The sequence below is a fragment of the Streptomyces griseus genome, assembly GCF_001715295.1.
Lineage (GTDB): Bacteria > Actinomycetota > Actinomycetes > Streptomycetales > Streptomycetaceae > Streptomyces > Streptomyces griseus_G.
The window spans coordinates 83,363-96,829 of record NZ_MDKB01000005.1; the positions used below are offsets into that span (position 1 = coordinate 83,363).

Sequence of the window (13,467 nt, forward strand, 5' to 3'; positions counted from 1 at the left end):
CGCCCGGTCCGGCGACACCGCCCCGTCCGGTCACCCGGCCGGACGGGGCGGCCCGCCCTCCGCCCTCAGCGCGCAGCGGGGAGGGCCGCTCCCGTCGCGGCGAGGGCCGGACCGGGGGCGGGTGCCTGCGCCGTCGATTCCCGCACCACCAGCCGGGGCCTGATCAGCAGGGACCGTCCGGCCGAGGGCGCGGCGTCGATCCGGGCCCTGAGCTGCTGGAAGGTCTCGGCCGCCATCTCCGGGAGCGGCTGGCGGACGGTGGTGAGCGGCGGTTCGAAGAGATCGGCGAGCAGGATGTCGTCGAAGCCGACCACGGAGACGTCCCGGCCGGCGGTGAGACCGGCGCCCCTGACGCCCCGGCAGATACCGATCGCGCACATGTCGTTGATCGCGACGAATCCCCGGGGCGGGTCCGGTCGTACCAGATCGAGGTGTTCACGTACAACGGGCACGAGGGCGGCGCGGAGTACGACCTGCCGCGCAAGATCGCCGCCTTGCGGGAGGTGTTCGGCCGGTAGCCGGCCGCGGTCACCGGCCCAGCGCCGCCATGGCGGCGTTGTGGCCGGGCACACCGCTCACTCCCCCGCCGCGCACCGCTCCCGCCCCGCACAGCAGGACGTTGGCGTGCGCCGTCTCCACCCCCCAGCGGCCGGTCTCCCCGGTGGCGTACGGGAAGGCGAGGTCGCGGTGGAAGATGTGGCCGCCGGGCAGCCGCAGTTCGCTCTCCAGGTCGAGGGGGGTCTTCGCCTCGATGCACGGCTCGCCGTTCCCGTCGCGCGCCAGACAGTCGGTGACCGGCTCCTCCAGGTGGGAGTCGAGTTCGGCGAGCGTGGCCGCGAGGAGTGCGCGGCGCGTCCCCGCGTTGTCCGCCGCGAAGAGCCGTGCGGGCGTGTGCAGACCGAAGAGGGTGAAGGTCTGGTAGCCGCGGGCCGCGAGCGCGGGGCCGAGGATCGACGGGTCGGTCAGCGAGTGGCAGTAGATCTCGGACGGCGGCGCGGCGGGCGGCCGGCCCGCCGCCGCCTCCCGGTAGGCGTCCGCGAGCTGCCCGTACCCCTCGGCGATGTGGAACGTCCCGGCGAAGGCCACGCGCGGGTCGACCGAGCGGTCGCGCAGCCGGGGCAGCCGGGTGAGCAGCATGTTCACCTTCAGCTGGGCGCCCTCGGCGGGCGGTGTGGGAGGGCTCTCCCCGAGGAGCGTCGCGAGCGCCCTCGGCGACGCGTTCACCAGGACCCGGCGGGCCGCGACGACGTGGTCCGCCCCGCCCGCGCGCACCGTGACCTCTGCCCGTGTCCCGTCCGTCTCGATACGGGTCGCCTCGTGCCGTACGCGGATCTCGGCGCCGGCCGCCCGGGCCGCCGCGGCCAGCGCGTCGGTGAGCGCGCCCATCCCGCCGACCGGGACGTTCCAGTCCCCCGTGCCGCCGCCGATCACGTGGTACAGGAAGCAGCGGTTCTGAACCAGCGAGGGGTCGTGGGCGTCGGCGAACGTGCCGATCAGCGCGTCGGTCAGCACGACTCCGCGAACGAGGTCGTCCGTGAAGTTTTCCTCGACGGCCACGCCGATGGGCTCCTCGAAGAGCGAGCGCCAGGCGGCGGGGTCGTCGATCAGCGCCCGCAGGGCCGTCCGGTCCGGCAGCGGCTCGGTGAGCGTGGGGAAGACGCGCTCGGCGACCCGCCGGGTCATGCCGTAGAAGCGCTGCCACGCCTCGTACTCGCGGTCGCCGCCGGTGAGCGCGGCGAAGGACGCCCGGGTCGCCTCCGCGTTCCCGCCGACGAGCAGGCCGGTGGGCCGCCCGCCGCGCACGGCCGGGGTGTAGGAGGAGACGGGGCGCCCGCGTACGGCGAAGTCGAGGCCGAGGTCGCGGACGATCTTCCGCGGGAGCAGGGAGACGAGGTAGGAGTAGCGGGACAGCCGGGCGGCCACGGCGGGGAAGGGGCTCGTCGACACGGCGGCCCCGCCGGTGGTGCCGAGGCGTTCCAGGACGAGGACGGACTGCCCGGCGCGGGCGAGGTAGGCGGCGGCGACCAGGCCGTTGTGGCCGCCGCCGACGACGACCGCGTCGTAGCTGTCGTGCGCGGGCCTGCCGTACGGGCGGCTCTCGTCTGCGGACATGCCCCTTGGTAGCACGGGACGATCACGGGTGGCCAGACTGCGGGGCCGTGGTGACATCCCGTCAGAGCTGCGGGGTGCCGGGGTGGCCGCGCAGGGCCGCGACCCGCCGGTACAGGTCGACGGCCTCGGTACCGCGGCCGAGCTGTTCCAGGCAGTGTGCCTCGTCGTTGCGCCCGGCGAGGGTGTCCGGGTGGTCGGGCCCCAGCACACGCTCACGGGCTTCGGCCACGCGCCGGTAGTCGGTGAGCGCCTCGGCCCACCGCCCGAGCCAGCCGAGGCCGACGGCCACCTCGCGGCGGCTGACGAGCGTGTCGGGGTGGTCGGGGCCCAGGGTGCGTTCGCGGATCGCGCACACCTCGCGGGCCTCGGCGAGCGCCTCCTCCCAGCGGGCCGTCCGTCCGAGGTTGACCCCGAGGCCGTGCCGGGCGCGCAGGGTCTCCGGATCGGTGGGCCCGTCCACCCGGGTGCGGTCCGCGACCAGCGTGCGGTACAGCTCCAGCGCCTCCGCGCTGCGGCCCAGCCGGCCGAGACCGATGCCGACCTCGTAGCGGGCGGACAGGGTGTCGGGGTGGTCGGGGCCGAGCGTGAGGGCGCGCGCCCGCGCGACCTCGCGGTAGGTCTGCAGGGCTTCGGCCCAGCGGCCCATCCGGCCGAGCGTGTAGGCCACCTCGTACCGGGTGACCAGCGTGTCCGGGTGGCCCTCGCCGAGCAGCCGGCCGCGGGCCTCGGCGACCTCGCGGGCCATGGCGTACGACTCCTCGAGCCGTCCCAGCCTGCTGAGGTTGAAGGCGAGGTTGTGACGGCAGCGCAGGGTGTCCGGGTGGTCCGGCCCCATGGAGCGGACCCGGGAGGCGAGGACCGCCGCGTACACCTGGTGGGCCTCGAAGTGCCGGCCGAGCTGACCGAGGACGTACGCCGTCTCCTGCCGGGCCGCGAGGGTTTCCGGGTGGTCGGGCCCCAGGGTGCGCTCGCGGCCCTCGGCCACCCGGCCGAACTCGCGGAGGGCCTCCGCCGGACGCCCGGTGCGGCTGAGGGTGAAGCCGACCTCGTAGCGGCTGGCCAGGGTGTCGGGGTGGTCGGGTCCGAGCGCCTCCTCGCGCAGGGAGGCGACCGTACGGTGAACCTCCCCCGCCTCCTCCCAGTGGCCGAGGCGTGCGAGGTCGAGGCCCGCACTGTGCCGGCCGGACAGGGTGGAGAGCAGGTCGGGCGAGGGGGCGGCCTGTCCGGCGGACGCCGGGAGCCACGGGGCCGCGACGGCGGGGAGGCCGCCCGTGCGGGCCGGCAGCGCGGTCCCGGTCGTCCACGCGCCGGTCAGCCCGGCCGTGAGGTCGACGGCGGGCGGGAGCGAGCGGGCCGTGCCGGTCGCCTTGCGTCCCGTGGTCATGTCGCGGGTCCACGACGGCAGCGGCGGCCCCGCGGCGACGGGGGCGGGCCGTACCCGCCCGGTCCCCCCGGCGGCGGGCTGCTCGCCGGTCCGGCCGAGCGCGAGGCGCTGCCGCAGGTCGCCCGCGTCGGACGGCCGTTCCTCGGGCGCCTTGGCGAGCAGGTCGAGGACGACCCGGTCGAAGAAGCCGGGGAGTTCGGCACGGTGACTGCGCAGAGGTTCGGGCTGGGTGTCGCGGTGTCCCACGAGCACGGCCCAGGCGTCGTCCAGGTCGAACGGGGGGACGCCGGTGGCGATCTCGTAGAGCACACAGCCCAGGGAGTAGAGGTCGCTGCGGTGGTCGACCTCCCCGCCGCTGATCTGCTCGGGCGACATGTAGTGCGGGGTTCCCATCGCGATGCCGGTGCCGGTGAGGCGTGAGGTGAAGCCGGCGTCGTGGCCGAGCCGGGCGATACCGAAGTCGCAGATCTTCACGGTGCCGTCGTCGAGCCGCATGATGTTGGCAGGCTTGAGATCGCGGTGCACGATGCCCTGCCGGTGGGTGTAACCGAGGGCGTCGGCGACCTGTTCGGCGATGTCGACGACGTCGGGCACCGGCAGGGGGTGCTGCTCGTTGTCCGCCAGGAGCTCACTGAGGTTGCGCCCCTCCAGCAGTTCCATGACGAGGTAGAGGAGGCCGTCGGACTCGCCGAAGTCGTGGACGACGGTGACGCCCCGGTGCTGGAGCGCGGCGGCCACCCGCGCCTCGCGGCGGAAGCGTTCCCGCAGGACGCGGGTGAAGGAACGGTCGTGCTGGGGGCCCGTCGGCTTGAGGCATTTGACGGCGACGTGCCGCCCCAGGGACTCGTCGCGGGCCCTCCACACCTCACCCATCCCGCCGCGCCCGATGAGATCGAGCAGCCGGTACCGGCTCTGGATCAGCCTGGTGTCCGCCATCGCCTGTTGTCGCCCCCGTCACATCGCCTGCTGCTGCACCCTCCCCGGCCCGTCCAGTATGGCGCCCCGTCTGCGGAGTTTGTACGGGGCCGGGCCGTGCCCGGGCGCGATCCGCGCATCGCCCTCGCGAGGCGGCCGGGCGGCCCGAGGCGGCACGGCGGGGCCCCGGGGCGCGCAGGCGGCGGCCGACCGCCCGGGGGTGGGGCGGGCCCGCCGTACAGCCCGTGCGCGTCCGGGGCAGCGACCCGTCGGCGAGCGCCGGGGCCCGCGGGAACGGACCGGAGGGCTCGCGCGGGAGGTCGTCGCCGGGTCAGCGCTTGACGGCCCGCAGGACGACGAACTTCGGGTCGCCCCCCACGGTGGTGCAGTTACCGAACATCCGGCGCAGCTGCGTGTGGTAACCGAGGTGCCGGTTGCCGACGACCCACAGTTCGCCGCCCTGGCGCAGTGCCGCCTTCGCACCGTGGAACATGTTCCTGGCGGTGGCGTCCGTGACCGCTTGGTGGGAGTGGAAGGGCGGGTTGGTGAGGACCAGGTCCACGCCGGCCGGGGGCACGTCCGCCATCGCGTCGCCTACCACGAACCGCGCCTCGGTGTCCGCCCCCGCGTTGGCCCGGAAGGTCTCCTCCGCGGAGGCGACCGCCTGGTACGACTCGTCGATGAAGGTGAGCGACGCCTGCGGGTTGGCGAGCGCGACGGACGTGCCGACGACGCCGTTCCCGCAACCGAGGTCCACCACCCGGTCGGGGCCCGTCCGTCCGGGCAGGTGCTTCAGGAAGAAGCGGGTGCCGATGTCCAGCCGCTCGGCGCAGAAGATCCCGGCGTGGTTGGTGACGGTCCGTCCGGAGACCGGGCCGATGTCCCCCGGCAGGTCGTAGCGGTACGGCCACGGGCTCGGGACCCGGGGCAGCGCAGGGTCGGGGGTGCAGTGGATGAGCCGCGCCTTCTTGACCGCGAGCGAGGTCCGGGTCGGCCCGAGCACGCGTTCGAAGAGCTTGAGGGTGGAGGTGTGGATCTCCTTCACCATGCCGGTCCCGAGGACGGTGGTTCCCGCGTGGACGGCGGGGGCGAGCCGGTGCAGCTGGTCCTCCAGGAGCGCGAGGCTCTTGGGCACCCGTACGAGCAGGACGTCGACGCGCTCCGGCGGGGTGTCGCGCACCGAGAGCATCCGCACGGAGTCCGGGGGGAAGCCGTTGCGAGCCAGGTTGGCCAGGGTGGCGCGCTGCGCGAGGTACGAGTCGGTGATCTGCACGGGGCGGTGCGCGGCTAGCGCGGTGGTCAGGGCGCCCCAGCGGTCGCCGACCACGGCCACGGTGCCCGTCAGGCCGACCTGTTCGCTCCCCTCGCCGCCCGCCAGCCGGTTCAGCAGGTACTCGTCGGCGGCGTCCCACGCTCGGAACGGGTCGCGCGGGCTCTCGGGATGGCGGGCGAGGTCGAACCCACCCTGGGGCGTCGTCAGTCGGTTCATGTTGCGTTCAGGCTAACCGAGCGGGCGGGGAGCGCCTCGCACGTTCCCCGCCCAGGGGCCTACGGAAGGCGCTTGTCGATGGCCGACCTGCCCTCCTCGGCCAGCCTGCGCTCCGCCCATCGCAGGTTCTCCGGGTTCAGGTCCCGGCCGGAGGCCAGCACCAGGTCCTCCGCGGTGGGCTGATCGTTGCCGCCGGTGTGCAGCAGACGGTCGGGGGTGACCTCCCGCACTTCCGGTCCGGATACGGATAGGGATTCGGGCTCTTCGCTCATACCGCCTCCTCGTCCTTGCGGCAATTCTCGCGCCGGGGTGGCGTCACCGCATCCGAGACCGGACCGGGCCCCTCAGGGCGTCACTTGACTTGCACATGATAAATACGCAACGTTCACATGCCGGCACCCTGCGTGTGGAAGGCTCCGGGCTCATCAGCCGCCGTCCGGCGGTCGCGAGGCCGTCCCGCGGAGGTGCGCGGGGCGGGGGAACTGCCGCCGGAACATCCGAGAGGACACCCCCATGTCCGGTCGCCGCCGTATCTACGCGCGTCCACTCCTCACCACAGCCGCCTCGATCGCTCTGCTCACCGGTCTCGCGGCCACCGCCCCCGCCGCACCGGCCGCCACCCCGGCCGCCTCCGCCACCACCCTCACCGGCCTGGACGACACGTACTACCAGAACGCCCTGGGCAAGACCGGCACCGCCCTCAAGAGCTCGCTGCACACCATCATCAGCAAGCAGAGCACGCTCAGCTACAGCCAGGTCTGGGAGGCCCTCAAGGCCACCGACGAGGACCCGGCCGACTCCTCCCACGTGATCCTCCTCTACACCGGGCGTTCGCAGGCCAAGACCGCCAACGGAGGCGACGTCGGCGACTGGAACCGGGAGCACGTCTGGGCCAAGTCGCACGGCGACTTCGGTACGGCGACGGGGCCCGGCACCGACATCCACCACCTGCGGCCCGCGGACGTCCAGGTCAACTCGATCCGCGGCAACAAGGACTTCGACAACGGCGGCAGCGCCGTGACGGGCGCGCCCGGCAACTACACCGACAGCGACTCCTTCGAACCGCGCGACGCGGTCAAGGGGGACGTCGCCCGGATGATCCTCTACATGGCCGTGCGGTACGAGGGCGACGACGCCTTCGCGGACCTCGAGCCGAACGACAGGGTGAGCAACGGTTCCGCCCCGTACATGGGGCGGCTCTCGGTGCTGAAGCAGTGGAGCCAGGAGGACCCGCCGGACAGCTTCGAGCGGAACCGCAACGACGTCATATTCGACCGTTACCAGCACAACCGGAACCCGTTCATCGACCACCCGGAATGGGTCGAGGCCATCTGGTAGGGACGCGGCCCGGCCAGGGCCCGCGCTCAGCGCCCGGACGGGCGCCGGCACGGCTCCGTGCCGGCGCCCGTCCGCCGCCGGAGGCGTCCGGCCGCCCCGCGCACCGGCCGGCGATGCGAGAAGCCCGGACCGTGCATCTCGCACCCGTCTCCGAGCGAGCACCGAATAATTCGCCCACCCTAGGATCAAACGGTATGAATTGACTCGTCGAACGGCCACGCCCACTCCGGGAGCGGGCCTCCGGCACCGCGGACCCCGAGCCCTCCAGGAGGGAACGATGGATACGGACGCCCTGACCGCCGGACTGTTGCGGGAACTTCGAGCGACCAGGCCCTATCCGGCCCTGTCCCTGACGATGCCGACCCACCGCCGGGCGCCGGACAACGTCCAGGACGCGGTGCGGCTGCGCAATCTGGTGGCGGAGGCGGGCAGCCGGCTGGAGGCCGACCCGCGGGTCACCCACGAGGCGCGGACCGCCGTCAAGGCGCAGCTCGACCGGGCGGTGGCCGACGTGGACCAGCGCCGGGCCCTGGACGCCCTGGTCATCCTCGCGGACACGGACGAGTACCAGATCTGGCGCCTGCCGCGGACCACACCCGAACGGGTGGTACTGAGCGACAGCTACCTGACCCGCAACCTGGTCGCCGCCAAGGCGCGTTCCCAGCTGTTCCGGGTGCTCAGCTTCTCCGCCGAGTACGCGGCGCTCTGGTCGGGGACCCACGAGGGCCTGCACGCCGAGCGGACGGGCGGATTCCCGATGACGGCGCCGCACGAGGAGCCCAACCCGCAGCGCGAGGAGCGCATCGGCGACACCCCGAGCACCTACAGCAGCGAGGACGCGCGCCAGTTCATGCGGGGGGTCGACGAGAAGATGCGCGGGGTGCTGGCGGCCGACCCGCGGCCGCTGTTCCTGGTCGGCCTCGCTCCCGCGCTCGCCCTGCTCGACGAGGCGGGCGGGTGCTGCGGCTCCGCCGTCGCCCGGGTCGCGAAGGGCACGACCGCGGAGACGACGGCGCCCGAGCTTCTCAAGGACCTGCGCCCCGCCCTCGACGAGTGGCGGGCGCAGTCCGCGGCACGGGTCCGGGAGAGGCTCGACAACGCCCGCAGCAGCCGCTCCTTCGCCGGCGGTCTCGACGAGGTGTGGGCCGCCGTCCGTGAGGGCCGGGCCGGTCTGGTCGCGGTCGAGGAGCACTTCCAGCGGACGGTCCGGGTGACCGAGGGGCATCTGGAGCCGGTGGACCCGTCCCAGGTGACGGCGGCGGACGGCGAGGTCCGTGAGGACATCGTCGACGAACTCGTCGAGGCGGCGCTCGACAGCGGCTGTGAGGTGGTGTTCACCGCCGACGACTCGCTCGCCGGCCACGACCGCATCGCGGCGGCCCTGCGCTTCTGACGCCGCGTGCCGCCTGAGAGCCTGGCGGGTGACCTCCGGCCGAGCGGCCACGCCCCGGCACGCACGCTTCCCGCGTTGCCGAAACGCCCACGTAGCTCCGCTACGAGGGCCTTCCGGCGCCTTGGAATCGCACGCACCGGACCGCGTCCGCTGTACGGTCCCAGGTCACCCGCCAGGCTCCGGGCGGCGGGCCGGACCGGCCCGGCCGGGAGCCCCGCACCCCGAGGGCCGGCCCGCGGGGGCGGGGCCGGCCGCTGCCCTCCGGGCTCAGCCCTCCCAGGACCAGTCGGCCACCTCGGGCAGGTCCGTGCCGTGTTCCCGGATCCAGGCGTGGTGGCGGGTGCGGACGTCGGCCATCGCCTGGCGTACGGCGACGGCCCGGGAGCCCAGCCCCGGCACCCGGTCGGTCACGTCCATGACCAGCCGGTAGCGGTCCAGGTCGTTGCGGAGAACCATGTCGAAGGGGGTGGTGGTCGTGCCCTCCTCCTTGTAGCCCCGCACATGCAGATGCGGATGGCCGGCCCGCCGGTACGCGAGCCGGTGCACCAGCCACGGATAACCGTGGTACGCGAAGATCACCGGCTTGTCCCGGGTGAAGAGGGCGTCGTACTCCGCGTCCGGCATGCCGTGCGGATGCTCCCCGTTCGGCAGCAGCCGTGTCATGTCGACGATGTTGACCACGCGCACGGCGAGTTCCGGCAGGTGCTTCCGCAGCAGGCCTGCCGCGGCGACGGTCTCCAGGGTCGGCACGTCCCCCGCGCAGGCGAGTACGACGTCGGGTTCCCGGCTTCCGTCGTCGGTGCCCGCCCACTCCCACACCCCGGCTCCGCGCGCGCAGTGGGCGCGGGCCTCGTCCAGCGTGAGCCAGTCGAAGCTCGGCTGTTTGCCGGCGACGACCACGTTGACGTAGTCGCGGCTGCCGAGCACGTGCTCGGCGGTGGAGAGCAGGGTGTTGGTGTCCGGCGGCAGGTAGACCCGCACGACCTCGGGGCTCTTGTTGAGGATGTGGTCGACGAAGCCGGGGTCCTGGTGCGAGAAGCCGTTGTGGTCCTGGCGCCAGACGTGCGAGGTGAGCAGGTAGTTCAGGGACGCGACGGGCCGCCGCCAGGCCAGCCGCCGCGAGGTGCGCAGCCACTTGATGTGCTGGTTGACCATCGAGTCGACGATGTGGGCGAAGGCCTCGTACGAGGAGAACAGTCCGTGGCGTCCGGTGAGGAGGTAGCCCTCCAGCCAGCCCTGGCAGAGGTGCTCGGAGAGCACCTCCATCACCCGGCCGTGCCGGGAGAGGTGCTCGTCGGTGGGGAGGGTCCCGGCCTGCCAGGCCTTGCCGCTGGCCCGGTAGAGCGCGTCGAGGCGGTTGGAGGCGGTCTCGTCCGGGCCGACGACGCGGAAGTCCCTGCGCCCTTCGGTGGCCGCCATGACGTCCTCCAGCAGGCCGCCCAGCACGCGGGTGGGCTCGTGCAGGACCGTACCGGGGCGGTCGACCCGGACGGCGTGGTCCTCGAGCGGAGGGACCGGCAGGTCGCGCAGGAGCAGCCCGCCGTTGGCGTACGGGGTCGCGCCGAGCCTGGCCGTGCCCTCGGGGACCCAGCGCAGGACCTGTGCCGTCGGCCGGCCCGCGCTGTCGAAGAGCTCCTCCGGCCGGTAGGAGCGCATCCAGGTCTCGAGTGCGTGCAGGTGGTCGGGGTTGTCCCGGACCCCGGACAGCGGTACCTGGTGGGCGCGCCAGGTGCCCTCGACGGGCAGTCCGTCGACCTCGCGGGGGCCGGTCCAGCCCTTGGGGGTGCGGAGCACGATCATCGGCCAGCGCGGGCGTTCGGTCGCTCCGTCGGCTCGGGCCGCCCGTTGGTACGCGGCGATGCGGTCGAGGGCGAGGTCGAGGGCGGCGGCGAGCGCGCGGTGGACCGTGGCGGGGTCGTCCCCCTCGACGTGGACGGGGTCGTGTCCGTAGCCGCGCAGGAGGGCGTCGAGTTCGTCCCCGGGGAGCCTGGCGAGCACCGTGGGGTTGGCGATCTTGTAGCCGTTGAGATGCAGGATGGGCAGGACGGCTCCGTCGTTGACGGGGTCGAGGAACTTGTTGGAGTGCCAGGACGCGGCCAGCGGTCCCGTCTCGGCCTCGCCGTCGCCGATCACACAGGCGACGAGCAGCTCCGGATGGTCGAAGGCGGCACCGTAGGCGTGGGTGAGCGCGTACCCGAGCTCGCCGCCCTCGTGGATGGAGCCGGGGGTCTCGGGGGCGACGTGGCTGGGCACCCCGCCGGGGAAGGAGAACTGCCGGAACAGTGCGGCCATCCCGGCCGCGTCCCGGCTGACGTCGGGGTACGTCTCCGAGTAGCTGCCCTCCAGCCAGGAGTTGGCGAGCACGGCCGGTCCGCCGTGGCCCGGGCCCCAGACGCAGAGGGCCTTCCGGCCGCGTTCCTTGATCACCCGGTTGAGGTGGGTGTGGACGAGGTTGAGCCCGGGTGAGGTTCCCCAGTGCCCCAGCAGGCGCGGCTTGATGTGCTCCGGGGCCAGGGGCTGCGTCAGGAGCGGGTTGGCCATCAGGTAGATCTGCCCGACGGCGAGGTAGTTGGCGGCGCGCCAGTGGGCGTCGAGCGCAGCGAGTTCCGTGTCGGACAGGGCCGAGGCGGCTGGTGGAACCGTCGAGGGGGCGGGAGTCGCGGACGGGGCGGGGGCGTCGGTCATCGGCGTCTCTCCTAGCGGGCGTCCGGTTCGGGCCCGTACCAGACGGTCGTGGCGTTGCAGAACTCGCGGATGCCGTGCCCCGCCAGCTCCCGGCCGTACCCGGAGCGCTTCACTCCCCCGAAGGGCAGGGCGGGGTGGGAGGCCGTCATGCCGTTGAAGAAGACACCGCCCGCCTCCAGGTCGCGTACGCACCGCTCCATCTCCGCCGCGTCCCGCGTCCAGACGTTGGAACTGAGCCCGAAGGTGGAGTCGTTGGCGAGTTCCACGGCCTCGTCGAGGTCCGCGACGCGGTAGAGCGTGGCCACGGGGCCGAAGCTCTCCTCCCGGTGGATGCGCATGGCGGGGGTGATGCCGGTGAGGACGGTCGGACTGTAGAACCATCCGCGCTCCAGGTCGCGGCCCAGCCCCTGCGGCCTGCCGCCTCCGCACAGGACGGTGGCCCCCTTGCCCACGGCGTCGTCGACGAGCTCCTCCAGGTCCGCGCGGCCCTGCTCGCTGGCGAGCGGGCCCACGTCGGTGGTCTCCTGCATGGGGTCGCCGACGCTCAGGGCGAGCATCCTGGCGGTGAACCGCTCGGCGAAGTCGTCGTACACGTCGGTGTGGACGATGAAGCGCTTGGCCGCGATGCACGACTGTCCGTTGTTCTGGGTGCGGGCGGTCACCGCTGTCTCCGCGGCCCGGCCCACGTCCGCCGAGGGCAGGACGAGGTAGGGGTCGCTGCCGCCCAGTTCGAGCACGGTCTTCTTCACCTCGTCGCCCGCGATGGACGCGACGGAGCGGCCGGCCGGCTCGCTGCCGGTGAGCGTCGCCGCGACGACCCGGGGATCGCGCAGGATCGCCTCGATGGCACTCGACCCGACGAGCAGGGTCTGGAAGCAGCCGGCGGGGAATCCGGCCCTGGTGAACAGGTCCTCGAGGTACAGGGCGGTCTGCGGCACGTTCGAGGCGTGCTTGAGCAGGCCGGTGTTGCCGGCCATGAGCGCGGGCGCGGCGAAGCGCATGACCTGCCAGAGCGGGAAGTTCCACGGCATGACGGCGAGGACCGGTCCCAGCGGGCGGTAGTGGACACGGGCCCGTGCGGCGCCGGAGTCCTTCACGTCGGCGTCCGCGGGGTGCTCGTCGGCGAGGAGCCGCTCGGCGTTCGCCGCGTACCAGCGCATGGCCTTGGCGCACTTGGCGGCCTCCGCGCGGGCGGCTGCGACCGTCTTGCCCATCTCGGTGGTCATGGTGCGGGCGATGCTCCGCCGGTCCTCGTCGAGGAGGTCGGCCGCCCGGTTCAGCAGGCGGGCCCGCTCGTCGAAGCCGGTGGTGCGGTAGCGGCGGAACGCACGGTCGGCGGCGTCGAGCCTGCGCTCGATCTCCTGCTCGTCCAGTGCGTCGAACGTCTTGAGTGTCTCGCCGTTCGCGGGATTGACCGTCGCGATGGGCATGGGTGTGGCCTCCTTGCATCGGTTCTTCGACCGTGCCGCGCCACGCTCCGCCGCGCAACGCGGCCCCCGTGCACACGTACCCGGCCGACGCGGATCATGCGTACGGGTCGTACGCCTTCCGCGCCGGCCGGGTCGCCGGCGGCTCCTCAGACGAGTTCGGCGGCCGGCCGGGTGCGGAACACGTCGCCCGCGGGCAGCGGCGCACGCGGCAGCAGTCCGGTGGTGTGCGGCGACGGGGCGTAGCGCGTGAACCAGACGACCTTGCCGTCGGTGGTCCGGCAGGTGCCCCAGCTGTCGCTGAGGGCCATCACCCGGCTGAGGCCGCCGCCACCGCCGCTGAGCAGTCGGGGCATGCGCGGTCCGCGGTCGGCCACGGACACCGTGAGGTGCCGGCCGGTCCAGCGCAGCTCGACGACGCACGTGCTGTCGTCGCCCACGTGCCTGCGGACGTTGCTCAGGAGCTCCTCCGCCGCCCGGCACACCGGCCGGACGTGCAGATCGAGACTCCAGTGGCGAAGGTGCGCGGCGACTATGCGCCGGAGCTGGGAAACGCGCTCGGCGGACACCTGCAGTTCGACCTGGTAGTGCCGGTCGAGTGGAACGGTCATCGTCAGGGCTCCTCATCGCGAGGCCCACATGCTTCACCCCGTTGAACCAGCGACCCCCGAACACGAAGCGTGAGCAGTCATCACACATGGGTCACTCATCAGGGTGACCCGGG

Annotated in this window: 10 protein-coding genes; 2 read left to right on the top strand and 8 right to left on the bottom strand. The window is 73.4% G+C overall.

Annotation, left to right across the window (positions count from 1 at the left end; all coding sequences use genetic code 11):
* Positions 1-65 precede the first annotated feature (65 nt).
* From BA175_RS25245 to BA175_RS25265, 5 genes are all read right to left on the bottom strand, one after another.
* On the bottom strand, positions 66-572 hold the full coding sequence (locus tag BA175_RS25245; RefSeq protein ID WP_368073325.1) for a substrate-binding domain-containing protein: 507 nt from the start codon (positions 570-572) through the stop codon (positions 66-68).
* Positions 529-2,112 carry a phytoene desaturase family protein gene (locus BA175_RS25250; RefSeq protein WP_069173823.1) on the bottom strand — a complete coding sequence of 528 codons (1,584 nt, stop codon included), beginning with the start codon at positions 2,110-2,112 and terminating at the stop codon, positions 529-531. The genes BA175_RS25245 and BA175_RS25250 overlap by 44 nt, the downstream gene beginning before the upstream one ends.
* A 61-nt stretch (positions 2,113-2,173) precedes the next feature.
* Positions 2,174-4,432 carry a serine/threonine-protein kinase gene (locus tag BA175_RS25255; RefSeq protein ID WP_069173824.1) on the bottom strand — a complete coding sequence of 753 codons (2,259 nt, stop codon included), beginning with the start codon at positions 4,430-4,432 and terminating at the stop codon, positions 2,174-2,176.
* A 310-nt stretch (positions 4,433-4,742) separates the two neighbouring features.
* On the bottom strand, positions 4,743-5,900 hold the full coding sequence (locus BA175_RS25260; RefSeq protein WP_069173825.1) for a methyltransferase: 1,158 nt from the start codon (positions 5,898-5,900) through the stop codon (positions 4,743-4,745).
* A 59-nt stretch (positions 5,901-5,959) separates the two neighbouring features.
* Entirely contained in the window at positions 5,960-6,172 is a 213-nt protein-coding gene (locus BA175_RS25265; RefSeq protein ID WP_069173826.1) for a hypothetical protein, read from the bottom strand.
* Positions 6,173-6,413: 241 nt separating this feature from the next.
* On the opposite strand from BA175_RS25265, the gene BA175_RS25270 reads away from it, so the two are divergent.
* Positions 6,414-7,238, top strand: a complete 825-nt coding sequence (locus tag BA175_RS25270) for an endonuclease I family protein (protein ID WP_069173827.1) — start codon at positions 6,414-6,416, stop codon at positions 7,236-7,238.
* Between the two features lie 277 nt (positions 7,239-7,515).
* A complete protein-coding gene (locus BA175_RS25275) occupies positions 7,516-8,631 on the top strand; it encodes a baeRF3 domain-containing protein (protein WP_069173828.1) in 1,116 nt (371 codons plus the stop codon).
* Between the two features lie 267 nt (positions 8,632-8,898).
* Here BA175_RS25275 and BA175_RS25280 read toward each other — a convergent pair whose 3' ends face one another.
* The 3 genes from BA175_RS25280 to BA175_RS25290 form a co-directional block, all read right to left on the bottom strand.
* Complete coding sequence (locus BA175_RS25280; protein WP_069173829.1) at positions 8,899-11,316, bottom strand: phosphoketolase family protein; 2,418 nt, start codon at positions 11,314-11,316, stop codon at positions 8,899-8,901.
* A gap of 11 nt (positions 11,317-11,327) precedes the next feature.
* On the bottom strand, positions 11,328-12,746 hold the full coding sequence (locus tag BA175_RS25285) for an NADP-dependent succinic semialdehyde dehydrogenase (protein ID WP_069173830.1): 1,419 nt from the start codon (positions 12,744-12,746) through the stop codon (positions 11,328-11,330).
* A 146-nt stretch (positions 12,747-12,892) separates the two neighbouring features.
* Entirely contained in the window at positions 12,893-13,354 is a 462-nt protein-coding gene (locus tag BA175_RS25290) for an ATP-binding protein (RefSeq protein WP_069173831.1), read from the bottom strand.
* Between the last annotated feature and the right edge of the window lie 113 nt (positions 13,355-13,467).

What these genes read in the sequence shown, in the direction of transcription:
- BA175_RS25250 (WP_069173823.1), bottom strand. Translation starts at nt 2,112, where the DNA reads ATGTCCGCAGACGAGAGCCGCCCGTACGGCAGGCCCGCGCACGACAGC.
- BA175_RS25255 (WP_069173824.1), bottom strand. Translation starts at nt 4,432, where the DNA reads ATGGCGGACACCAGGCTGATCCAGAGCCGGTACCGGCTGCTCGATCTC.
- BA175_RS25260 (WP_069173825.1), bottom strand. Translation starts at nt 5,900, where the DNA reads ATGAACCGACTGACGACGCCCCAGGGTGGGTTCGACCTCGCCCGCCAT.
- BA175_RS25265 (WP_069173826.1), bottom strand. Translation starts at nt 6,172, where the DNA reads ATGAGCGAAGAGCCCGAATCCCTATCCGTATCCGGACCGGAAGTGCGG.
- BA175_RS25270 (WP_069173827.1), top strand. Translation starts at nt 6,414, where the DNA reads ATGTCCGGTCGCCGCCGTATCTACGCGCGTCCACTCCTCACCACAGCC.
- BA175_RS25275 (WP_069173828.1), top strand. Translation starts at nt 7,516, where the DNA reads ATGGATACGGACGCCCTGACCGCCGGACTGTTGCGGGAACTTCGAGCG.
- BA175_RS25280 (WP_069173829.1), bottom strand. Translation starts at nt 11,316, where the DNA reads ATGACCGACGCCCCCGCCCCGTCCGCGACTCCCGCCCCCTCGACGGTT.
- BA175_RS25285 (WP_069173830.1), bottom strand. Translation starts at nt 12,746, where the DNA reads ATGCCCATCGCGACGGTCAATCCCGCGAACGGCGAGACACTCAAGACG.
- BA175_RS25290 (WP_069173831.1), bottom strand. Translation starts at nt 13,354, where the DNA reads ATGACCGTTCCACTCGACCGGCACTACCAGGTCGAACTGCAGGTGTCC.